Annotated in this window: 21 protein-coding genes; 10 read left to right on the plus strand and 11 right to left on the minus strand. The window is 53.5% G+C overall.

Annotated features, from left to right (window positions below; translation table 11 throughout):
* Positions 1-79: 79 nt before the first annotated feature.
* The gene (locus ACYVHX_RS27985; protein WP_460675016.1) at positions 80-2,503 is read right to left on the minus strand and encodes an endonuclease MutS2; all 2,424 of its coding nucleotides are present in this window, start codon (positions 2,501-2,503) and stop codon (positions 80-82) included.
* A gap of 266 nt (positions 2,504-2,769) precedes the next feature.
* Here ACYVHX_RS27985 and ACYVHX_RS27990 point away from each other — a divergent pair, with 266 nt between their 5' ends.
* Positions 2,770-3,633: a hydroxymethylglutaryl-CoA lyase gene (locus tag ACYVHX_RS27990; protein ID WP_460675017.1), complete on the plus strand. Its 864-nt coding sequence runs from the start codon at positions 2,770-2,772 to the stop codon at positions 3,631-3,633.
* A 3-nt stretch (positions 3,634-3,636) separates the two neighbouring features.
* Here the strand turns inward: ACYVHX_RS27990 and ACYVHX_RS27995 are convergent, their stop codons facing one another.
* On the minus strand, positions 3,637-4,161 hold the full coding sequence (locus ACYVHX_RS27995) for a DUF7935 family protein (protein WP_460675018.1): 525 nt from the start codon (positions 4,159-4,161) through the stop codon (positions 3,637-3,639).
* A gap of 175 nt (positions 4,162-4,336) precedes the next feature.
* On the opposite strand from ACYVHX_RS27995, the gene ACYVHX_RS28000 reads away from it, so the two are divergent.
* Together ACYVHX_RS28000 and ACYVHX_RS28005 are read left to right on the plus strand one after the other, a co-directional pair.
* A complete protein-coding gene (locus ACYVHX_RS28000) occupies positions 4,337-4,666 on the plus strand; it encodes a HesB/IscA family protein (RefSeq protein WP_460675019.1) in 330 nt (109 codons plus the stop codon).
* An 84-nt stretch (positions 4,667-4,750) separates the two neighbouring features.
* Complete coding sequence (locus ACYVHX_RS28005; RefSeq protein ID WP_460675020.1) at positions 4,751-8,500, plus strand: sensor histidine kinase; 3,750 nt, start codon at positions 4,751-4,753, stop codon at positions 8,498-8,500.
* Positions 8,501-8,514: 14 nt separating this feature from the next.
* Here the strand turns inward: ACYVHX_RS28005 and ACYVHX_RS28010 are convergent, their stop codons facing one another.
* Complete coding sequence (locus ACYVHX_RS28010; protein WP_460675021.1) at positions 8,515-9,102, minus strand: HNH endonuclease; 588 nt, start codon at positions 9,100-9,102, stop codon at positions 8,515-8,517.
* Positions 9,103-9,441: 339 nt separating this feature from the next.
* On the opposite strand from ACYVHX_RS28010, the gene ACYVHX_RS28015 reads away from it, so the two are divergent.
* On the plus strand, positions 9,442-9,804 hold the full coding sequence (locus ACYVHX_RS28015; protein ID WP_460675022.1) for a CoA-binding protein: 363 nt from the start codon (positions 9,442-9,444) through the stop codon (positions 9,802-9,804).
* A 55-nt stretch (positions 9,805-9,859) separates the two neighbouring features.
* On the opposite strand, the gene ACYVHX_RS28020 is transcribed toward ACYVHX_RS28015, so the two are convergent.
* From ACYVHX_RS28020 to pssA, 3 genes are all read right to left on the minus strand, one after another.
* Positions 9,860-10,861 carry a 3-oxoacyl-ACP synthase III family protein gene (locus ACYVHX_RS28020; protein ID WP_460675023.1) on the minus strand — a complete coding sequence of 334 codons (1,002 nt, stop codon included), beginning with the start codon at positions 10,859-10,861 and terminating at the stop codon, positions 9,860-9,862.
* A gap of 123 nt (positions 10,862-10,984) precedes the next feature.
* Positions 10,985-11,242 (minus strand): phosphoribosylformylglycinamidine synthase subunit PurS, encoded by a 258-nt coding sequence (purS, locus tag ACYVHX_RS28025; protein WP_460675024.1) that lies wholly within the window; start codon positions 11,240-11,242, stop codon positions 10,985-10,987.
* A 70-nt stretch (positions 11,243-11,312) separates the two neighbouring features.
* Positions 11,313-11,996 carry a CDP-diacylglycerol--serine O-phosphatidyltransferase gene (gene pssA / locus ACYVHX_RS28030; protein ID WP_460675075.1) on the minus strand — a complete coding sequence of 228 codons (684 nt, stop codon included), beginning with the start codon at positions 11,994-11,996 and terminating at the stop codon, positions 11,313-11,315.
* A gap of 228 nt (positions 11,997-12,224) precedes the next feature.
* Between pssA and dinB the strand changes: the two genes are divergently transcribed.
* Positions 12,225-13,304: a DNA polymerase IV gene (dinB, locus tag ACYVHX_RS28035; protein WP_460675025.1), complete on the plus strand. Its 1,080-nt coding sequence runs from the start codon at positions 12,225-12,227 to the stop codon at positions 13,302-13,304.
* Between the two features lie 33 nt (positions 13,305-13,337).
* On the opposite strand, the gene ACYVHX_RS28040 is transcribed toward dinB, so the two are convergent.
* Positions 13,338-14,804: a sugar ABC transporter ATP-binding protein gene (locus ACYVHX_RS28040; RefSeq protein ID WP_460675026.1), complete on the minus strand. Its 1,467-nt coding sequence runs from the start codon at positions 14,802-14,804 to the stop codon at positions 13,338-13,340.
* 5 nt (positions 14,805-14,809) lie between these two features.
* Positions 14,810-15,850, minus strand: coding sequence for a Gfo/Idh/MocA family protein (locus ACYVHX_RS28045; protein WP_460675027.1), 1,041 nt, complete (start codon positions 15,848-15,850; stop codon positions 14,810-14,812).
* A 163-nt stretch (positions 15,851-16,013) separates the two neighbouring features.
* Between ACYVHX_RS28045 and ACYVHX_RS28050 the strand changes: the two genes are divergently transcribed.
* Genes ACYVHX_RS28050 through ACYVHX_RS28065 form a run of 4 tightly spaced genes read left to right on the plus strand, consistent with a single transcriptional unit; the run spans position 16,014 to position 19,681 of the window.
* Positions 16,014-16,832, plus strand: a complete 819-nt coding sequence (locus tag ACYVHX_RS28050) for a sugar phosphate isomerase/epimerase family protein (protein WP_460675028.1) — start codon at positions 16,014-16,016, stop codon at positions 16,830-16,832.
* 18 nt (positions 16,833-16,850) lie between these two features.
* On the plus strand, positions 16,851-17,684 hold the full coding sequence (locus ACYVHX_RS28055; protein ID WP_460675029.1) for a phosphogluconate dehydrogenase C-terminal domain-containing protein: 834 nt from the start codon (positions 16,851-16,853) through the stop codon (positions 17,682-17,684).
* Between the two features lie 12 nt (positions 17,685-17,696).
* A complete protein-coding gene (locus tag ACYVHX_RS28060; RefSeq protein ID WP_460675030.1) occupies positions 17,697-18,635 on the plus strand; it encodes an ABC transporter permease in 939 nt (312 codons plus the stop codon).
* A gap of 32 nt (positions 18,636-18,667) precedes the next feature.
* Positions 18,668-19,681 (plus strand): substrate-binding domain-containing protein, encoded by a 1,014-nt coding sequence (locus ACYVHX_RS28065; RefSeq protein WP_460675031.1) that lies wholly within the window; start codon positions 18,668-18,670, stop codon positions 19,679-19,681.
* 30 nt (positions 19,682-19,711) lie between these two features.
* Here the strand turns inward: ACYVHX_RS28065 and ACYVHX_RS28070 are convergent, their stop codons facing one another.
* The 3 genes from ACYVHX_RS28070 to ACYVHX_RS28080 all read right to left on the minus strand — a co-directional run bounded on the left by ACYVHX_RS28070 (position 19,712) and on the right by ACYVHX_RS28080 (position 21,077).
* Positions 19,712-19,945 carry a hypothetical protein gene (locus ACYVHX_RS28070; RefSeq protein WP_460675032.1) on the minus strand — a complete coding sequence of 78 codons (234 nt, stop codon included), beginning with the start codon at positions 19,943-19,945 and terminating at the stop codon, positions 19,712-19,714.
* A gap of 205 nt (positions 19,946-20,150) precedes the next feature.
* Complete coding sequence (locus tag ACYVHX_RS28075) at positions 20,151-20,666, minus strand: VOC family protein (RefSeq protein ID WP_460675033.1); 516 nt, start codon at positions 20,664-20,666, stop codon at positions 20,151-20,153.
* A gap of 48 nt (positions 20,667-20,714) precedes the next feature.
* A complete protein-coding gene (locus ACYVHX_RS28080) occupies positions 20,715-21,077 on the minus strand; it encodes a VOC family protein (protein ID WP_460675034.1) in 363 nt (120 codons plus the stop codon).
* A gap of 277 nt (positions 21,078-21,354) precedes the next feature.
* Here ACYVHX_RS28080 and ACYVHX_RS28085 point away from each other — a divergent pair, with 277 nt between their 5' ends.
* Complete coding sequence (locus ACYVHX_RS28085) at positions 21,355-21,501, plus strand: hypothetical protein (RefSeq protein ID WP_460675035.1); 147 nt, start codon at positions 21,355-21,357, stop codon at positions 21,499-21,501.

A 21,501-nucleotide genomic window follows, 5' to 3' on the forward strand; every position in this document is an offset into this window, starting at 1 on the left:
TTTTAGAAACCGGGTTCCTTCCGGCGTCGTAAACCGTCTGATAAAGTGCAAGTCAATTGGCTTGAACCGCCTGGGTGATTCAAGCCAATTTCACCACCGTCACCCCGGCACCGCCCCGGTCGGCGTGTTCGTCCTGCATGGAAGCGACCTGCGGGAACGTCCGCAGGTGGTTCCGCACCAGCGTTCGCAGAATTCCGTCGCCTTTGCCGTGCACGATCCGGAGTTCGGAGTAGCCGAGCATCAGGCCGTTGTTGATGAAATTATCGAGTTCCACCATTGCCTCCTCACCCCGTTGCCCCCGGATGTCGAGGTTGAAACTGAAGTTCATCATCTTCTCATTCAGGTCGATACCCTGCATTTTGGGGCGTGATGATTCGCCCACCGCATCGCGGTAAACCTTCCGGCTGACTTTCTCCAGCCGGTTCAGCTTGACCGTGGATTTCAGGTCGCCAATCCGGATTTCGGCGTCTTTCCCCCGCAGGGCCAGCACCTCACCAATCGTCGATTGGCCTTTGATCCGGACAAAACTACCCGGCGAAATGGCGGTGTTGTCGGGCGTAAAATCGTCCGTTTCCGATTTGGCTGAGGCACGACCGGGCTCTTCCACCAGCGTTTCCGGTTTCAGTTCTTTTTTCTCAAACTGTTCCAGTTCCTGCCGCACCAGCCGCGTCATATCGCGCTCGGCCTTGTTTTCCTTAATCTCCCGAATGGTGTTTTCGATGCGCTGGTTGGCTTCCGAAACCAGGGCCTTGGCTTTCTGCTTGGCTTCGTTCAGCAGTCGTTTCTGGTCGTTGTCGAGCCGGGTTTTCAGGGCGTTGGTTTCGGCCAGTTGCTGGGCCAGTTTGCGCTGATTGATGCCGACTTCCATATTCTTTTCGGCAAAAACCCGCTTCTCAATGTCCAGCTCTTTCAGGAGTTTTTCGAGGTTCACCTGTTGCGATCCCAGTTTTTCCTTCGCCCGGTCGATCACCGGTTTGGGCAACCCGATTTTCGACGCAATTTCAAACGCAAACGAACTGCCCGGCCGACCAATTTCAAGTTCATACAAGGGTTCCAGGTGCTCGCCGTCGAACCGCATCGCTCCGTTGACCAGGCCCGTGGTTTTATCCGCAAACAGCTTCAAGTTGGTGTAGTGGGTGTTGATGACGCCGTACGCGCCCGATTTCGTGAGGTCTTCCAGAATGGCTTCGGCAATGGCTCCGCCCAAACCGGGTTCGGTTCCGGTGCCAAATTCGTCGATGAGAAACAGGGTTTTACGGTTCGCGAACGTCACGAAGGCCTTCATGCTGGTCAGGTGCGAACTGTAGGTACTGAGGTCATTTTCAAGGGATTGCTCATCGCCAATGTCGATGAACAGGTTTTGAAAAATTCCCGCCGTCGAACCTTCGATCACCGGAATCAGCAAACCGCTCTGCACCATGTATTGCAACAGGCCAATCGTTTTCAGGGCCACGGATTTCCCCCCGGCGTTCGGCCCCGAAATAATCAGAATCCGTTGGTTCGGGTCGAGCAGCAGGGTCAGCGGCACCACTTTTTTGCCTTGTTTCTGAAACGACAGGTGGAGCAACGGGTGCCGGACCTGAAGCCAGTCGATCAAGGGCTGATTGACCAGTTTGGGCATATCGGCATCGATCTGCAGGGCAAATTTGGCCTTGGCACGAATAAAGTCGATCAAGCCCAGGAAGGTCGTCGCGCGTTGTAAATCGGGGAGGGAAGGGCGCAACAAGGTCGTTAGCTCGCGCAGGATGCGGGCCACTTCGCGCCGTTCCTCGTATTCCATTTCGCGGATTTCGTTGTTGGTATCAAACACTTCCGCCGGTTCGATAAAAACCGTCTGCCCCGTCGCCGATTCGTCGTGAATAAAGCCTTTCAGCCGCCGTTTGTGTTCCGCCGAAATCGGAATCACCACCCGGCCGTTTCGGATGGTGAGCGAAATATCGTCGGGCATCCAGCCCTGCTGGCGGGCGTTTTTCATGATGCTGTCCATCTTTTTCCGCAACCCGGCCTGCTCGCTGATGATGCGTCGCCGGATGGAGGCCAGTTCGGGCGAGGCCGAATCGCGGACGTGACCCCGGTCGTCGATGACCCGCTCGATGGCGTCAGTGATCTTTTTATCGACGGTGATGGTATCGGCCAGTTCGTTCAGGTACGGATACGTTTCTTTTTCCTTACCCGCCAAAAACCGCAGGCAGAGCTGAATGGTCCGCAGGGTCAGTTTGAGATCGAAGAATTCCTGCTCGGTGAGCATCATGCCTTCGATCCGGATTTTACTCAGTTGCGGACGAATGTCCAGGTAATTCGACGCGGGAAATTCCGGCTCATACTGCACGATGGTTTTGAACTCGGCCACCTGCCGGAGCATTTTATCGATCAGCTGGAAGTTGTCGGAAAACCGGATTTTATCGACATACGACTGCCCCAGCGGGCTCAGACAAGCCTCCCGGAGTAAATCGCGGATTTTATCGAAACCTAACTTTTGTTCAAATGAATCAGGGTAAAGCATTTAATGGGTGTTCTTGTTGTTGCGTACTACCGGATTACGGTCCGGGCCTTTTCGGAATACCGCTGGGAATCATTTTCCGGACCGGTGGACGGACCCGTTTAGCCCGTGTATCCGTACGATAACACCAACCGCAGGCTAGCAGTTCTGATTTGTTTCGTCCAAAAACCAGAAGGCGGTTTTTCCGGAAAAACCGCAAAACTACGCATTACAGATGAATTGCCGGTTTGAAAAACAACATCTTTCGTGGGATTCCACCATCTTGCAGCATGAAGCCGTTTAAACTGATCGAATGCCCGCGCGACGCCATGCAGGGGCTGCACGATTTTATTCCGACCGCCGACAAAATCCGGTATTTGAACGCGCTCCTGGGCGTGGGATTCGATACGCTGGATTTCGGGAGTTTCGTGTCGCCCAAAGCCATTCCGCAACTGCGCGACACGGCGGAGGTGCTGGCGGGGCTGGATGTATCCCATACCCAAACGAAACTGCTGGCCATCATTGCCAACGGGCGCGGTGCCGAACAGGCGGTTTTGTACCCGCAGATTCAGTACCTTGGTTTTCCGCTGTCGGTTTCGGAAACGTTTCAGCTGCGCAACACCAACAAAACCATCGAACAGGCGTTTGCAGAGGTGGAAGTTATTCAGCAACAATGCCTTGCGCACCAGAAGCAACTGATCGTTTACCTGTCGATGGGCTTTGGAAACCCGTATGGCGACCCGTACAACCCGGAACTGATTGGCCGGTTTACGGAGCGGCTGGTCCGGATCGGCGTTCAGATTATCGCTCCTTCCGACACGATTGGCTCTTCAACGCCCGCCAGCATCGAAACCCTGTTTGCGTATTTGCTGGAAACCTTCCCGACCATCGAATTCGGGGCACACCTGCATTCCCGGCCGGAGCAGGTTACCGAAAAAGTGCAGGCGGCTTTGCGGGCGGGAGTGCAACGCATTGATGGGGCATTGCACGGTTTTGGCGGCTGCCCGATGGCGGCCGACGATCTGACCGGCAATCTGCCCACCGAACAGCTGGTTGATCAGCTCGATAAAGCGGGCGTTCCGCTGGAGATTGACCGGGGCCGACTGGCCGAAGCCTTAACGTTATCCTCAGAAGTCTTGGGCCAACGTACTTAAACCTTACAGAAAAATGGATTGTACCTCGTCTTTCACGGCTTTGAGACCGGCTGCGGTTGGCTGGACATTTTTCTGAATGATTTTGTCGAAAATCTTCTTGGACAAATCCAGGGCCGGGGCATCGGGGGCTACTTCGCCCGCCGATTCGTTGACGAGCAAAACCATTTCATTCATCGCATTCTGGACGGCTTCCCAAACCGCCGGGCTCATGTAAATCTGCTGCGATACGTTGTGATTGTATTCTTCCCGGATGTCGCGCAGCAGCAGTTGCTGAAATTCAAGGGCCATCGTTGCCTGACCGCTCAGGCGCAGCAGCAGGTTGCTGGGTGTAATCCGTTCCAGAAACAGCGCCATGCGTTCATACGCCTGTAGGCGCAGGGGGGTTACCTCGCTGGCATACCGGTTTTTTAGATCGACGCGCTGTTTGTCGGCTTCCCGCTCCAGCATCAGCTTGACGGTTACATACATGCCGTACAAAACCAGCCCCGCCGGAACCAGCAATTTTAACAAATCAGGAATAAGGTCCATACGAATTTTTCAGTTTCTACGAATCAATTGACGCCGTCTATACTGCTTAATTGTCCGATAAATCGAAAAGATTTAGGGGAAACTACCGCACCACAATCCGAAAACTACGAACGTTTGGCAATATTGTAGGGCAAAGTTTGTAAATTTCAGTCAGCAAACGGAAATTTTACTTAGTATGTTTATTGACGGTATCGAAAATCCGGTTCGTTTGACGTCCGAAGCACGGAATCAGATTCAGGACACGTTTCGGGCCAATAAAATTCCCGATACCTACGGCCTGCGGGTTGGGATTCGGGGGGGCGGCTGCGGTTCGTCGTGGCTATTGGGTTTCGACCAGGCTGGCCCAGCCGATGAAGTCTTTGAGATCGATTCGATTCGGGTCATTATTGACAAAAAGCACCTGCTGTATGTGCTGGGCGTGGAAGTCGGGTTCGAGACCAATGAAGAGGGGCGGGGTTTTACAATTGTGAAACCCGATCAGGTATTATCAGACACCATTAAATAGCGTCGGGAACATGCCAGAAATTCTGGCATGATTTTGGGGTTAAATCAGACAGTGAAAGCTAAAGCCCTTTCATCCAATTTGGTTGTGAGTCTACTCAACAGGCACATATTTCTGATTTTATCACTGCTGGCCCTGGGGTTATCGGTTTTTTTCTATTCCGTGCTGGAACGAGGGGCTATCAGCGCAGCCGATGAGCAATACCTGCACACCACGCAGCAACGCATTAAAAGCGAACTGGCCATCAGCTCCGAAGAATTACAGTCGGTGGCTGATGTGCTGAAGGACTCGGTTCCGCAGACTTTTGCGGGGTTAAAGCTGGAGTCAAAATATCCCTACTTCATTTTCAGGAATCAACAACTCCTTTTCTGGTCCGATTTTCGGTTTATTCCCGATTATAAGCGCCTGAAAAGCATCATTTATCCCCGGTATTTGTCGTTTCCGCAGGGCGATTACCTTGTAAACCGGCAATTTATTAAACGGGGCAAGGACTCCCTGGAGGTTTTTTCGCTGGTCAATGTATACCGCCGTTACCAGAACGAAAACAGTTACCTGCGTTCGGGCTATAATCCGGATCTGTTCTCCATTGATCCGCAGCAGGTGACCACCGAAAAGAACAATGTTTACCAGAGTATGTACGACCAGACGCCGGTTTTTCTGTTTTCGGTGGTTCCTCCGCAGATGGAAGGCTATCAGAATCAGACGTCGCCGGTCAATACGGTTATTCTGGCGATGTTGTCGGTATTTTTCATGGGTATTTACCTGATTCGCCGAACGCTGAATCTGCGCCGAAGCCGGCATTACGGAGCGGGTTTTATCATTCTGGCCCTGTATCTGGTCACGCTGCGGGTGGTGATGTTGTATTTCGGCGTTCCGTTTCTCTTTCTGGAAAGCGACCTGTTCAATTCCAAATTCTTTGCCTCCTCGGTGGTGGCCCCTTCGCTGGGGGATCAGTTATTGAACTGCGCCGTTCTGGTGGTGCTGGCGTTGTATGGGGCCAGTACGTTCTACCGCACCCGCTCGTACTACTGGCTGCTTCGGCAATCGGACGGCCTGAAGGCGGTGGTTTCGGTGGTTTCGGTAGTTGTCAGTTATGCGGTTTTTTACGCCTGTTTTGATGAACTGAATACGATCTATGAGAAGTCGGGTTTCACGCTGGATATCACCCTTAGCCTGTCCTTCACCAGCCTGAAACTGGCTTGCCTGCTGTTGTTTATTGGCATATCAACGGTTTTTTTCCTGCTGCAGCACGTTCTGTCCAGCCTGTTCATTCGCCTGAACATTTCCTATTGGCGGGGGCTTATCTGGTTTTCGGCAGGCACCGGATTGGCTGCACTGATTTTCTGGCTGAATGGCACGCCCATCCCCTGGATTTTAAGCCTCCATGGTGTGTATTTTCTGGTGCTGTACCTAAGCCGTTTTCCCCGTTCCCTGTACTCCTTCCGGTACAAAACGACCCTGTATCTGTTTTTTACGGCCATGATTTGTGCCGCCGTGGCAACGTATGTGGTCTACAGCCAGGGGTTGAAACGAGATCTGGTTAACAAACGGGAATTTGGTAAGCAGCTCTTAGTGGAAAACGACGCGTTTGGCGAATTTCTGCTCAACAAGGCACGGACTTCCATTTTGCAGGATACCGGCGTTATTCGCGCCCTGACCAGTGACACGCTGCTCATTCGTGAACGAATCCAGCAACGCGTAAAAAACGGTTTGCTGGACAAATATTTTGATCGCTACACAGTTGATGTGCTGGTGTTCAAGAACAACCCACAACGGGCCGATTATCCGCAAACGGAAGTCAATTTCGAACAATACGCGGTACGTTTCCGTCAGGAGCGGTATAAAACGCAGTATCGCGACATTTATTTCATCAAAGAAACCGGCAACAACTCCATTAAATACGTTCAGTTTCTGGACGTTATGCAGGGTGCGAAGGAAGTGGGACACGTCGTTCTCGAACTGAAACCGAAAGACAACAATCCCGGTAGCCTTTCGCCGGAACTGCTGACGGACAAGAAATTTATTCAGGCCCCGGAAACGCAGGCCTATAGCTACGCCATCTATCACCGGGGAAAAAAGCAGAACAACAGCGGGGAATATAACTACGAACGCAAAATGCCGTCCCAAGTCCTGAATGACCCGGCTTTGTACGAGGAAGGGCTGTCGCACGGAACGTACAAACACGTCGGATTGCAGGATGACGGCGGCCGGACCGTGGTTGTTTCGTCAAAAGATTACCCGATTCGCAGTATTTTTTCTAATTTTTCCTTTTTGTACCTGGTCCTGATTCTGTACATTTTAGTGCTGTTTCTGGTCTACTCCATTCGGTTTGGATTCTCCCGGTTTTACATTAATTATTCGACCAAAACGCAGCTCTACCTCAATGTTGCGTTTTTTCTGCCGCTGGCGCTCGTGGTTGCCATTACGTTCGGCGTGATCAGTTCCAATTACGACGCCTACCAGGAAAACAATTACCTGACCAACGCCAAAAATATCAGCACAAATTTTCGGCCCAACTGGACCCGGTATTTAAAAGGCGACGCAACGGAAGCCTATATTCAGCAGGAGCTGGAGAAAATTGCGCAGGATGACGATGTCGAAATCAGTGTTTTTGATAACCGGGGAAAACTGTGCTGTTCAACGCAACCCCTGGTCTATGAGAGCGGGCATTTATCCAAACGCATCAATCCGGAAGCGTATATTCACCTGGTTGAAGAAAAAGAAAGCCGGATTTTGCTGACCGAATCGCTCGGGACGAAACAATACCGCACCGCATACGCCAGTGTCAAGACGTCCGACGGCCAGGTACTGGGAATTCTGGGCGTATCGCATTTTAATTCCGAGCCCGAACTCGAACGCCAGCTGATCGACGTAGTTTCGACCGCCCTGAGTGTCTTTACCGGACTGTTCATGATTTTTCTGCTGGTATCCTACTGGGCATCCAATGTGTTGACCAAACCGCTGAAAATCATTACGCAAAAGATCCGGAAAACCAACCTCGACCGGTTTAATGAGCCGCTGGACTGGAAATCGGATGACGAAATCGGCCTGCTGATTGGTGAATACAACCGGATGCTGGTAAAACTGGAAGAGAAAAAGCAGGCCCTGTCGCAGAGCGAAAAACAATCGGCCTGGCGGGAAATGGCCAAGCAGGTTGCCCACGAAATCAAAAATCCGCTGACGCCGATGAAATTGACGCTTCAGCACCTGCAGCGGACGCTGAAATCCGACAATCCGGCGGCCAGGCGGGTGTTGCAGCGGACGCTGGATACGCTGCTCGATCAGATCGATAACCTGAGCGACATTGCGACCTCCTTCTCGGATTTTGCCAAAATGCCGCTGCCAAAAAATGAGCTGTTTGAAATCACCTCCGTCATCAATAAAGCCGCTGATCTTTACGCCGACGACGGTAAAATAACGCTCGTACGCGACATTTCGCCGTACCCGGTTATGGTGATGGGCGACCGCCAGTTAATTGGCCGCATCCTTACCAATTTGATTATCAATAGTGTCCAGTCGGTTTCGGTGGATCGAAAACCGGTGATCCGGCTTCAGCTGAACGTCAGTGATGAGCACATCAACATCGCCATCAACGACAACGGGGTGGGCGTTCCGGAAGCGATCCGCAGTAAGATTTTCCTGCCAAACTTTACCACCAAAGAAGGCGGTTCCGGATTAGGACTGGCCATTGCCAAACGAGGGATCGAACACGCCGGTGGCAGCATCTGGTTCGAAACCGAAACCGGCGAGGGAACGACCTTTTTTATTACACTGCCCCACATTCCGCCCATTGGCATGGGCAGCGGGCTGAAGGGCGAAAGTCTGGGGCAAAACTAGGGGTGTTAACCGGTTTATTCTTTTTCGCTCGACGTCTCGTCGTCAATCGTAACGTGCTTCCAGTTTTCGCCGGAACGAATCCGGTTGAGTTGGGTGTGCGTAATGCCAAACTGCTTCGCGATCATTTTCAGGCGATTCTTCTCGTTTTTCAGCAGTTTCTTGATCATCTTAACCTTCGACTCGGTTAGCTTGTAATTTCGGGTCCGGCGCGGAATTTCCCGGTTCAGGATGTTCGGGCTGGAGCGGTTGTGTTCAATCATTTCATCCTTCGTTACCCACTTCAGGTTCTGGAAATGATTGTTTTTCTTGTCGTGGTCGAGGTGAATGACGAACGTCTGGTCGGAATTCTCACGGATCAGAAACGATTCCGCAATCAGCTTGTGAAAGTAACGGTTGATGGTTTTTCCACCCGTGCGAATGTTGAGGGAGCGATACCCCTGAATAGTCGATCCATTGATGAGCGTGCCTTCTTTCGGATCGTTCTGGAAGCTTTTCATACGGCCGAAGTTCGAAACTTCGTAATGGGGCGGATTTTCAATCCCATCAAACTTAATGGAAACCCACTTTTCATTCCAGTTGACACTGGTACGTTTATCAGTCATGTTTAGGCCGAAAAATAGTCGTTGGTGGCAGGTTTGTTTAATTATCGATTAACAAAATAATACATTGAGTGTTCAGCAAATTTTTATCTCTCTGGAAAAACTCCGGTAACGAACAATCAACGACGGTATAGCAATAATCAGCAACTGGAATTTGTATAACATACCCTGGGTATTCATTAAACAAAGATGTGTCTAATTAGTAACAATTCAAATACCAGGTTCAGAAGAGACAGAGACGGGCACAGAAGCTATATATATACGAAACTGCAGGCAATCGGGATTTCAAAAGAAACTAATTTAACGAAAGATAGTTTTAGAAATAAGCATCCTGCCATTAAAATGAAACAAAAAACACTTGTTATTGGCGCTTCGGAAAACCCCGATCGGTATTCCAATAAAGCCGCAAACCGGCTGGTACAACACGGGCACGAGGTGGAGTTGCTCGGTTTGCGCGCCGGTAGCATAAAAGGAAACCCGATCCGGACCGGACAGCCCGAATTGCATGATATTGACACGGTTACGCTGTACGTCTCGGCGAGAAACCAGACAAACCTGTATGATTACATCAAAAAACTAAAGCCCCGGCGCGTCATCTTTAATCCCGGAACCGAGAATGCGGTTTTTGAGCGGGAGTTGCAGCAACAAGGCATCGAACCGGTTCAGGCCTGTACGTTGGTGATGCTGGCCATCGGACAGTATTAACGGCCGCTGAATCAGGAGTTGGCTACCGCTGCGCAGCACGTAACACATTCTGATTCTACCATTTGATAAGCGCGGAAGCCCAGGTAAAGCCGCTGCCGAAGGCTGCCAGGCAAATCAGATCCCCGGCATGAACACGGCCCTGTTCCCAGGCTTCGGTCAGGGCAATCGGGATGGAGGCCGCCGTGGTGTTGCCATAGCGCTGGATGTTGTTCATTACTTTTTCCGGCGGCAGTTTCATCTGCTGCCGAACATATTCAGAAATACGGATATTCGCCTGGTGGGGCACCATCAGGGCAATGTCTTCGGGCGTATAGCCATTGACCTGCAGGGCTTCCTGAATGACTTCCGTGAAGCGAACGGTCGCGTGTTTAAAAACCGCATTGCCGTTCATGACCACATCAAAACCGCCTTCGTCGATCATTTCCCGGGTAGCCGAGCGGGAGGGGCGGCTGCTGCCCGGTTCGCGGACGTACAGATCTTCCGCGTAGCGGCCGTCGGCGTGCAGATGGGTGGACAGAATCCGGTGTTCCGGATCGTTCGTCGCCTGAAGAACGGCCGCACCGGCCCCATCCCCAAAAATAACCGCTACATTTCGGCCCTCCGTGCTTTTGTTAATCCAGGACGACTGGATTTCCGACCCCACGACCAGCACGGTTTTGTACGCACCGGTTCTGATAAATTGGTCGGCGATGGACAGGGCGTAAATAAAACCGGAGCACTGGTTGCGAATGTCGATGACCCCGATTCCTTCCAGTCCCAGTTCGCGTTGCATCAGAAACGCCGATCCGGGGAAAAAGTAATCCGGCGTGATCGTCGCAAAAACGACCAGTTCAACATCCTTTGGTTGCAGCCCGGCGCGCTCAATGGCCATCCGGGAAGCGGCCGTGGCCATGCTGGCGTTGGTGTCTTTCCCGTAGGTGAAATACCGGCGCTGCTCAATACCGGTGCGTTCACGAATCCACTCGTCCGACGTTTCCATGTACTGCGTCAGATCCTGGTTCGTCACCACGTTTTCAGGAACGTAAAAACCCAGACCGGTGATGGTAGAATAGATCATAGGGAAAAGGGAGGAAAGGAATAGGGGAGGGAGGAAAGCAGGAAGGGGAAATGGAGAGAAGGAAAAGGGAAATCACCCTACGGTTTTTCCTTCTTTATTCCTTGCCACCTTTCCTGCTCTTTTTTATTCCTGCCCGGTTTCGATTGTAAAGCTGTATTCTTCCATGATCAGGTTGGCCAGAAGCTGGCGGCAGGCCGTATCGACGATAGCGTTGGCTTTTTCTTCCGATTCAGCATCCACTTCCAGCCGGATGTGTTTCCCGATCCGAACGTCGCCCACCGAATCGATGTGCAGATTGTGCAATCCCAGTTTGACGGCTTTCCCCTGCGGATCCAGAATTTCCTTTTGGGGCATGATGTCAATGTGTGCAATGTATTTCATAATTGGAGGAGGCAAGGAGGAAGGGAAGATAGGGGAAGGAATCGTAACACGGTTTTCCTTTTCTTTTCCTTCAGCCTTTCTTTTTAGCGAAAAATGAAACCAGAATGTATAAAAAAATAACGAGCGGCACGGCTGCGAACTGCAAAAATAGCAACAGAACGGCCGATACGATCAGAAAAATAAATTTAATCCGGTTTTCGCGCCAGCCGAACGACTTGAACTTGAACGCGAGCAACGGCAGTTCGGCCACCAGCATGAACGAAAACCCGACCAGAAAGAACAGCACTAGCGGATTTTGCCACAGAAATGCGAACTGAGGCTGGTACATACTCATCAGCGGAAAAGCCGCGATCAGGATGGAGTTGGCCGGAACGGGTAAGCCAATAAACTGATCGGACTGGCGGGTATCAATGTTGAAATTGGCCAGCCGCAGCGCGGATAAAACCGCAATCAAATAAGCCAGATACGACCCGTTTCCGAGTCCCTGCGACCACAGCGCCTGATGGATCATTGTAGCCGGTAAAACCCCGAAGGTCACCACGTCGGCCAGCGAGTCGAGTTCTTTGCCAAAAGGCCCCGATGCGTTCACCAGCCGGGCCACAAAGCCGTCGCCAAAATCGAGCGCACCGGCCAGCAGAATGAGCCAGGCGGCCGCGTCAGCCCGTCCGCGCAGGGTTAAAACCAGACCAATACACCCGCAGAGCAGGTTACCGCAGGTCATGGCATTGGGCAGGTGTCGGAGCAAGGGCTTGATGGAATTTCTGGAAATGGTCGTGTAAATCTACGGGAGAGAGTTGTCAACTCAAAGAAGCCAGTCAATCTTCCTTGTGGGATGCGAGCCCGGACGAAAGGGATTGAGCCAGCCAGATCGGAGTTTAGACCGCACATTCCGTTTCATCCGCCCGATCCGCGTTCCATTCGAAACGGATCGTTGGCTTTCGCTGCGAAACCGCTAAATTGACTGACCAATTAGCCGAAACCCGTGGAGCAGCCCGCGATCCGAAAAATTATTCACATCGATATGGATGCCTTTTATGCGTCCGTTGAGCAGCGCGACCGGGCCGAGCTGCGGGGCAAACCCGTGGCTGTGGGTGGCTCGAGCCAGCGGGGCGTGGTGGCCGCGGCCAGTTACGAGGCCCGGCAGTTTGGCGTGCGGTCGGCAATGGCATCGACGGTCGCCCTGCGGAAATGCCCGGAGCTGATTTTTGTCAAACCACGGTTCGATGTATACAAGGCGGTTTCCGGCGAGATCCGGGCCATTTTTGCCGAATATACCCCCCTGATCGAACCGTTATCCCTCGATGAAGCGTATCTGGATGTAACCGAGAACCTGCCAAATATTGCCTCTGCCACGCAGATTGCGCAGGAAATCCGGGCCAAAATCAGGGAGAAAACCCAACTGACGGCTTCGGCCGGGGTTTCCTACAACAAGTTTCTAGCCAAGCTGGCTTCTGATTTCCGAAAACCGAATGGGCAATACGTCATCAAACCGGCGCAGGGACTGGCCTTTGTGGAAACCCTGACGGTTGGGCAATTTCACGGCATTGGCCGGGTGACAGCCGCTAAACTCAACCAGCTCGGCATTTTTACGGGCTGGGATTTACGGCAACAGTCGGAAGCCTTTCTGAAGCAGCATTTTGGCAAAGCCGGAAGTTATTATTACACCATTGCCCGGGCCATCGACAACCGGCCCGTCACCCCGGACCGGCTTCGCAAGTCGATCGGGTCGGAAAATACATTTGAGCAGGATTTGAGCACCGAGCCGGAACTCTGGGCGGGTCTGGAACCGCTGCTCGATTCGGTCTGGCGGCTGAGCGAACGCCTTCAGGTTGTCGGCCGAACGGTGACGTTGAAAGTAAAATTCGCTGATTTTGAACAGATCACCCGCAGCCGGACCCTAACTGGGCCGGTGGTTCAGAAGGCGGTTTTGGACCGAGTCGGTGCGGAACTGCTGCACACGCTGTTTCCCCTGCCCAAAGGCGTTCGGTTACTGGGCATCACGCTCTCGAACCTGGAACCTGCCAATCAGCCTGCGGGCCCGCAGTTGCGTCTCCCGTTTTGAACAAGGATACGGTTTTTGAACGATAGGCTGTCGTTAGGCCGTCGCTAGATGCATGATGTGTTGTTCGGTAGCGGTGCTGCCGTCCAGCTCGCCCGCCAGCTGGCCTTCGCGCATCACCAGAATCCGGTCGGCGAGGATCAGGAGCTCTGGTAATTCGCTTGAAATGAGGAGGATGGCTTTCCCTTTGGCGGCCAGTTGCCGGAGCAGGGTGTAGATTTCGGCTTTCGCACCCACGTCGATGCCGTGGGTGGGTTCATCGACGATTAACAGCTCGGGCTTGGTCAGGAGCCAGCGGGCCAGCAACACTTTTTGCTGATTGCCCCCGCTCAGGTTGCCCACGGCGGTTTTTACCGATGGCGCCCGGATGGTCAGCTGGTTGCGGTAGGTTTCGGCAAGGGTTGCGCTGGCCGGGGCATCAAACCAGCCCGCCGAGGTGGTTGGCGGCTGGGCGGTCACCAGATTTTGCGTAACGGATTGATCCGGAAACAGGCCCAGCGCTTTGCGTTCTTCGGGCAGATAGGCGATACCCAACCGCATCGCATCGGCAGGATGCGAAATTTCGGCCAGTTTTCCGCCGATCTGAACCGTTCCCGATTTCAGCGGATCGATGCCGAAAATGGCGCGGGCGAGTTCCGTTCGTCCGGCTCCCACCAAACCGGCCAATCCCAGAATTTCGCCCCGGTGCAGTTGAAAACTGATGCCCGAAAACCGCTTTCCCGACAGGTTTTCAGCCGTGAGCATGACTTCCGGTTTGGCGGACGATGCGGCCCGCTCTATGAGCACATTCCGGCCTACCATCCGTCGCACCAGATCCGCAGCCGTGGTTTCGCTCACTGAGAACGTACCCTGATAAGTCCCATCCTTGAGAACCGACACGCGGTCGGCGACGGTAAAAATTTCGGAGAGCCGGTGCGAAATGTAAATCACCGCTTTTCCGGCGGTTTTAAGTTGACCGATCAGCTCGAAAAGCGTCCGGGTTTCGCGTTCCGTCAGCGATGCCGTGGGCTCGTCCAGCAGCAGCAGATCCGGTTTTTGCGACAACGCTTTGGCAATTTCAACCATCTGTTTCTGACCCGCCGACAAGCTGGCAACGAGGCTGCCGGGCTTGATGTGGCTGAGATTTAACGCCTGCAAAAGCGCCTGGGCGGCTTCCCAAAGGGGCCGCTGACGAATCAGCCCCAAGCGGTTTCGGGGCTGGCGGTTCGCGAAAATATTCTCGGCCACCGTCAGGCTATCGACCAGACTCAGTTGCTGGTACACGATGGCAATTCCCTGCCGGGTCGCTTCGGCGGGGCCACTCATCCGAGTAGCTTGCCCTTTCCATTCCAGGTGGCCGGCATCGGGTTGAAGATTGCCGCTCAGGAGGTTGAGCAGCGTACTTTTCCCGGCTCCGTTTTCGCCACAAAGCGCGTGAACCTCGCCCGCCCGAACGTCGAACGAAACGTCGTCCAGCGCCCTGACGCCCGGAAATGACTTGCTGATGTGCAGGAGCTGAAGCATCGTTTTCAGAGATGAATCACTTCATTGCGGGCCGCCGATTCGTAAGCCGCGTGAACCAGCCGAACGGTTTCAAAATTATCGGCACCGGTGGTTTCGGCGCCCCCTTTGCCCTGCAAATCGGCCAGCAGGTTCCGGTTGCAATCAACAATGGACGAATGCACCAGCGCATAAGCCGGATCGGCCCAGGCGTAGCGAGGAGGGGACGCTACCTCTTGCCGGGTTTCGATTTGGCCGGTTTTATTGCGGGTCGTAATGCGCAACACGGAATCGTGCGTTAACACGATGGATCCGGTTTCGCCCTCAACGGTAACCAGCGTTTGCGGAAAGGCCTCTTTCTCCAGAATCGACGCGTACGACATTTCGGCGTAACAACTCAGTCCGGAACGCATTTTCAGCAGCACGTTGGCCACATCTTCCCCCCGAATCCCGGGATTGATCCGGGCGGTCTGGCAGTACAGCGAAGCGGCTTCACCAAATAGAAAACGGCAGATATCCAGCGTGTGCGAGCCAATGTCGGTCAGGATAAACTGCTCCAGTTCGGCCAGAAACGGCTGATTGTCAAAAACCGGGAAAGCGGAACAAAAGCTGACCCGCGCCTTAAAAACCGGCCCGATGGCGTTGGCATCCAGCAGCGATTTGAGCGCCCGCAGGGGGGTCTGCCAGCGAAAATTTTCGTGAATGTAAAACCGCACGCCAGCCTGCCGACACGTTTCAACCAGCGTTCGGGCTGTTTCCAGATTCGGCGCCATCGGTTTCTGGCAAATGACGTTCAAACCGTGGACGGCCGCTTTCATCGTAAAAACGGCGTGCGTATCCACATCCGTGATAATGTCCACAAAATCAAGTTCCTGGGCGTGGCGTTCCAGGAGCTGGTCCACATCATCGTATACGTAGGGCACCGAATACTGCCGGGCAAATTGCTCTGCTTTGCTTCGGGTGCGGTTGTAAAGCGCGACCAGCTCGACGCCGTCCAGCATGAGCCAGGCTGGTAGCTGATAGTTGGCCCAAAAACCGGTTCCAATAACCGCAAATTTTAATTTTTGCATGAAAATATTGCAGAAAAACAAAAAGAGCGTACATTTGTTTTCAAATCTCTACTGTACTCTACTCTATCTGTATATCAACAAATGTAGTATCTTTTCGATTCGATGCAAGGCGAATTCCGGTAAAAATAGAATCAAAAATTGGCTACGAAAATTCCTGTGAACGATGCGGATCGGTATTAGCACGTACACGTACGGGTGGGCCATTGGCGTGCCCGGAAACCGGCCAATGCCCTTGCTGGATGAGATGGCTCTGCTGGATCGGGCCGTCGGCCTAGGCGTCCGGCTGGTGCAGTTTGGGGATAATCTTCCGTTGCACGAACTGGACCCGTCACAAATCCAGGCCTTACACGAACGGGCGGTGCGCGAGAAAATAACGTTGGAGGTGGGCGCGCGGGGCTTGACCGAAACGCATTTGCAGCGTTGCCTTACCTTGTGTAAAACGCTGGAAAGCCGGTTGTTGCGGTTTGTCATCGACACCGCCGACTACGAACCCTCCGCCGATGCAGTGGTGGCTTTGCTGCGGGAAGCCGAACCCGAGTTGCGGGTCAGAAACATTACCCTGGGAATCGAAAACCACGATCGGCTGAAGGCTGCGGAATTTGCGGACCTGATCGACCGGGTGGGCAGTCCGTTTGTCGGCATCTGCCTCGATTCGGTCAATTCGATGGGGGCGGGCGAGGGTTTGGCCGAGGTGGTGGCAACGCTGGCCCCGTATACGGTCAACCTGCACCTGAAAGATTTCGGCATTGCGCGTTTGCCGCATCTGATGGGTTTTCAGATCGACGGGCGACCGGCGGGGCGGGGGATGCTCAACCTGCCGTGGCTTATCGAAACTGTACGAAAACAGGGCCGTTGTCAGACGGCCATTTTGGAACAGTGGGTGGTGCCGGAAAACGAGCTGACGCACACCCTGGCCAAAGAAACCGCCTGGGCAAACGAAAGTATTCAGTATTTACGAACCATTGACGGACTAGTTTTCTAAACCTCTTACCCAAGTATCATGCATAAAATCGTGCTGGTCGGTGCGGGCGGCAAAATGGGCTGCCGGTTGACCGATAATTTCCTGAAACGTTCCGACTACGAGGTTGCTTATCTGGAAGTTAGCGAGCAGGGCTGCGAAAATCTCCGGCAGCGGGGTGTTTCCACCAGCGAAGCGGGGGCAGTGATTCCCACGGCCGATGTGGTCATCCTGGCGGTGCCGGACGTGGCCATCGGGAAAATTTCGGACGACATTATTCCGGCGATGCAAACCGGCGCGCTGGTGCTGACGCTCGACCCGGCGGCCCCGCTCGATGGCGTCATTGCGCACCGCGACGATCTGGGCTATGTGATCGCCCATCCCTGCCACCCCTCGGTTTTCAACTGGGAGCCCACCGAAGCGGCTTTCCGGGATTTTTACGGCGGCATTTCGGCCAAGCAGTCCATCGTTGTGGCGCTGATGCACGGCACCGAAGCCCAGTACACCCTGGGCGAAACCGTGGCGCAGGATATGTACGACCCGGTTGATAAAACGCACCGCATCACGCTGGAGCAGATGGCAATTCTGGAACCGGCGATGGTGGAAACGCTGGCCCAGACCTGCATGGAGGTCGTCCGGGAGGGCTACGACAAAATCGTGACGCTGGGCGTTCCGGAAGCGGCCGCCCGTGATTTCGTTCTGGGCCATTTGCGCATCCAGATTGCGGTTTTGTTTAAAGAAGTGAACGGCACGTTCTCGGATGCGGCCTATAAAATTTCAAAGCGCGCCAAGCCAATTCTGTTCCGGGAAGGCTGGCAGCACATCTTCGAGATGGACGACATCCGGGAGCAGGTAAAAGACATTACGCAACGCTAAGGACTTCGGTTCATGAAAGCCCTTTTGCAAGACCGGATTTACTCCCTGGGCCTGATGATCGGGCTGATTGGCGCGGGTGCGGCCCTGGTCTTTCCCCAGACGTTTCCCACGTTTGGCAACCTCAGCCAGATTCTGCTCAACATGTCGATCGACACCATTGTGGCCGTCGGTATGATGCTGCTGCTCATCAGTGGGGTTTTCGATTTGTCGGTTGGTTCGGTGGTGGCCTTTTCGGGCGGTTTGGCGACTTTGTGCATGATGACGCTCGGCTGGCCGGTGCCACTGGCGTTGCTGGCGGGTCTGACCGGAGCCGGTTTGGTCGGTTTAATCAACGGCTATCTGATTGCCTATCAGGGCATTAACCCCATGATTCAGACGCTGGCGATGATGGGCATTGTGCGCGGGGGAACGCTGTTGCTGGGCGGTTCCGGAATTCAGAATCTGCCGTACTGGTTCAACGCCATCGGGCAGTCGAAACTACTGGGCGTTCAGATGCCGGTTTGGTATATGATTCTGATCGTGAGCGTGTTTGCTTTTCTGGCGAATCGCTCGGTTTTTTTTCGGCGGTATTATTACATCGGCGGTAACGAACGGGCGGCTGATCTGTCGGGAATCCGCGTCCGACGAATGAAACTTTGGGGGTTTTTCCTGACCTCCCTGCTGGCGGGGCTGGCGGGTCTGCTGCTGGCTTCCCGTCTGGGAACGGCCCTGCCCACGGCGGGCCGGGGCCTGGAGCTTCGCGTCATTACGGCGGTGATTCTGGGTGGAGCCAGCCTGTCGGGCGGACACGGCAAGATTGCCGGCGCTCTGCTCGGTGCTTTGTTCATGGGCCTGGTCAGCAATGTCATGATTCTGGCGCGGGTGTCGGGCTACTGGCAGGAAATCATTCTCGGACTCATCCTGATCGCGGCTGTCTGGAGTGATCTGGTGCTTCAGAAGCAAAGTCGGTAATTGAATCTTTCCATCCTTACTTTCCCTTTCAGATGAAGCGGTTTTTGATTTTTCCGTTTCTGCTCCTGCTGGCCTGCGAACTTCCTCCGCGTGGTTCGGGCTCGACTGCGGCTTTGCGTACCGAAACCGCGGCCACCGAAACCGGAGCGGTTGAAGAATACGTGATGGTTACTACGGCCGTCACCATGCCCCTGTACGTCAACCACGACCAGGCCACGTTCCGGCGCTGGGGCGAGGAGCGGAACGTTAAAGTGTCCATTCTGGGACCGGCCGATTGGGACGTTCCCGCCCAGATCAACACCATCGAAGAGGTGATCGGTACGCGACCGTCCGGTTTGCTCATCAACGGCACCGATCCGGCGCTGGCCCCGGTTATCAACAAGGCCGTTGCGGCCGGTATTCCGACGGTCGTCTACGATTCGGACATTCCGAATTCCAACCGGCACGCGTTTTTGGGAACCGACTGGTACGAGATTGGCCAGATGCAGGGCCGGGAAATGGGCCGGTTGCTGAATGGCAAGGGCAAAATTGCTTACATGGGAATCCTGGGACTGACCAACATGGAAGCCGGTTTTCGGGGGTTGCTGGACGAACTAAAAAAACACCCCGGTATTGAAGTGGTGGGCCGGTTCGACGACAAATCGAATGTGGAAGAAGCCGCCCGCATCACGTCCGATCTGCTGGCGGCCCATCCCGATCTGGCCGGTTTATGCGGTTTTGATTCCAATTCCGGACCCGGTATTGCGCTGGCGGTCCGCGAAGCCGGGCGGGCGGGGAAAGTCAAAATCACCACGGTTGATTGGGAGCCGGAGCATTTGCGTCTGGTGCAGGATGGCATCATTCAGATGCTGGCCGGTCAAAAACGGGAGTTGTTCACCTGGTACGGCGCGCAGTTTCTGTACGATATGGTCCATCAAACCAACCGCCTGAGCAGTTCGGGCGGGCGCTCCGAGGTAACCACCATTCCGGCCACGGTCAATACCGGCTTACTGCGCATCACGAAGGAAAACGTCGGTGAGTTTGTTCCCACCTCAACTCCGCAGTAAAACCGCCAACGGACGCCGGGCTTCGGGGCGTTATTCAGCCAGGGTTATTTCCACAACCAGACGCCCTTTAGCGCCGTATTTTTTAAGGGCCTCATCCTCCGTCAGCTTGAGCAAGTTGTACTTCCTGTCTGCTAGCCTGACGGTTTCGTTTACCTGCATGGGCTTGCCATCGACCAGCAAATCATCTACTTGATCGACCACGGAAAACCGCCCGCTTCCGGAAAACTTCTGGCTATTGAGGTTGACTGTTACCCGGCTTCCCAAGAAGTAAAGTTCATTGTTCGCGGCCGACTCAATACAATTCTGAGGTCTAAAAGGTGCCGGAGATTTCCCGGGACTTCGCGCTGAAAGCGGTTTTTAGGGGTTCAATGGACCGGTTTGCTTCCGTTAAGTCAGGTGCGGTTATTCCCGGTTTTTTAAAGGAGAGGGATTTTTCAACGACCTGTTATTTAACAGGCAAGATGCGGTTTTACCGGGTGGCCTGATGGGCCATTTGTTCGATGGCGCCCCAGCCTTCCGGGGTGATGCCCATGATTTCGGTGGCCACACCCAGCGTTTGATACGTGTCGAAGAAAGCCATTCGCGCGATGGGGTGATCCACGTCGCTGATGAGTTCATAGCCTTGTTCACGCAGGTCGCTGGTGATCCGTTCAAAACCGCTAACCGGCAAGCGGAAGGCCAGGTGTTGGGTGCCACCTGCCGGATACCGGGCCAAGTAATCGTGAAACATGCTTTGACCGGACAAGGGCTGGATGAGTTCGATGAAGGCCGCTCCGTTGTAGGTCTGGGTGGTCAGCCATTCGCCGGCGACGACCTGGCCGTAGTAGCGCATGTTCAGATCCTGAGCGCGGACGTGCTCTGGTTCGGGAAAACCGGTGACGGCCAAAGCGGTCGTCAGGAAGTTAACCGCAGCGTGAATGTCCGGGACGACCCAGCCAATCTGGGCCAGTTCAAGTCCGGCGATGGTGTTGTTGATGCTTTTCATGGTGGTTGGCCGTGCGGTTTATGGTGAACATCGTTAACTATCCGCGCCTTACCATTGTTGAATGATGATGCCCAATTGCCGGTCGATTAACGCAAATTCTTTCGCGCCCCAGGGGCGAAGGGTAATTTTGGGAAGGTTGGGATGCAGGAATTCAGGAAAGTCAGTAGCCACCTTTTTATAAACTTCTTCTATATCATCGGTTACCAATCTAAATTCAGGATTATGTTCCTGCGCTAGCTCCACATTTTCAAAAAGATTGATGCGTAAGTCTTTTTTTTCGAGGACACAAAATGGCGTAGCGGCCTCCCGCTCATCGTGTCCAATCGTAAATTCGAGACAATCAACGAATAGTTTCAGGGCCTCATTGATATCCGCGTAAAATACGTTCGGAACTAATCGGGTAAAGTTCATGCTTTGTATTCGTTTAAAATTTATTTTTATACGTGACGGTACGCATTACGCTCTTGCAATGAACGGGTTGTGCGACAGTTGTATTTTTTTGTGAAGTGATAAAGATAGCAAACGACGGTTTTAAGTAGCACACGGGTTGCCGGTTATTCAGCTTAAAAAATGGCGTTTAAACCAAGTTCGTTTGCCCGGTGAACAGAATCTGAACCTGTTTTTAAACGGGGTAGAAAAAGACATTTAATGGCGACGCTATCCTTTTTTATCTAAACCTTCGACACACATGAAAGCGACCATACAAGCTGATACGGTTTCCGGTGAGTATTATGGCATCGTTTATAAAGGCAACCCCCTATTTCCAATTTTTCTGGTGGTGATGCTGACGGTAGCCTTTTGGTGGTTGATCAGAAGACGAAACAGGAAAACGTAA

The organism is Larkinella ripae, assembly GCF_054780775.1.

Coding starts and splice junctions, on each gene's coding strand:
- ACYVHX_RS27985 (WP_460675016.1), bottom strand. CDS start 2,503: ATGCTTTACCCTGATTCATTTGAACAAAAGTTAGGTTTCGATAAAATC.
- ACYVHX_RS27990 (WP_460675017.1), top strand. CDS start 2,770: ATGAAGCCGTTTAAACTGATCGAATGCCCGCGCGACGCCATGCAGGGG.
- ACYVHX_RS27995 (WP_460675018.1), bottom strand. CDS start 4,161: ATGGACCTTATTCCTGATTTGTTAAAATTGCTGGTTCCGGCGGGGCTG.
- ACYVHX_RS28000 (WP_460675019.1), top strand. CDS start 4,337: ATGTTTATTGACGGTATCGAAAATCCGGTTCGTTTGACGTCCGAAGCA.
- ACYVHX_RS28010 (WP_460675021.1), bottom strand. CDS start 9,102: ATGACTGATAAACGTACCAGTGTCAACTGGAATGAAAAGTGGGTTTCC.
- ACYVHX_RS28015 (WP_460675022.1), top strand. CDS start 9,442: ATGAAACAAAAAACACTTGTTATTGGCGCTTCGGAAAACCCCGATCGG.
- ACYVHX_RS28020 (WP_460675023.1), bottom strand. CDS start 10,861: ATGATCTATTCTACCATCACCGGTCTGGGTTTTTACGTTCCTGAAAAC.
- purS (WP_460675024.1), bottom strand. CDS start 11,242: ATGAAATACATTGCACACATTGACATCATGCCCCAAAAGGAAATTCTG.
- ACYVHX_RS28040 (WP_460675026.1), bottom strand. CDS start 14,804: ATGCTTCAGCTCCTGCACATCAGCAAGTCATTTCCGGGCGTCAGGGCG.
- ACYVHX_RS28045 (WP_460675027.1), bottom strand. CDS start 15,850: ATGCAAAAATTAAAATTTGCGGTTATTGGAACCGGTTTTTGGGCCAAC.
- ACYVHX_RS28050 (WP_460675028.1), top strand. CDS start 16,014: ATGCGGATCGGTATTAGCACGTACACGTACGGGTGGGCCATTGGCGTG.
- ACYVHX_RS28055 (WP_460675029.1), top strand. CDS start 16,851: ATGCATAAAATCGTGCTGGTCGGTGCGGGCGGCAAAATGGGCTGCCGG.
- ACYVHX_RS28060 (WP_460675030.1), top strand. CDS start 17,697: ATGAAAGCCCTTTTGCAAGACCGGATTTACTCCCTGGGCCTGATGATC.
- ACYVHX_RS28065 (WP_460675031.1), top strand. CDS start 18,668: ATGAAGCGGTTTTTGATTTTTCCGTTTCTGCTCCTGCTGGCCTGCGAA.
- ACYVHX_RS28075 (WP_460675033.1), bottom strand. CDS start 20,666: ATGAAAAGCATCAACAACACCATCGCCGGACTTGAACTGGCCCAGATT.
- ACYVHX_RS28080 (WP_460675034.1), bottom strand. CDS start 21,077: ATGAACTTTACCCGATTAGTTCCGAACGTATTTTACGCGGATATCAAT.
- ACYVHX_RS28085 (WP_460675035.1), top strand. CDS start 21,355: ATGAAAGCGACCATACAAGCTGATACGGTTTCCGGTGAGTATTATGGC.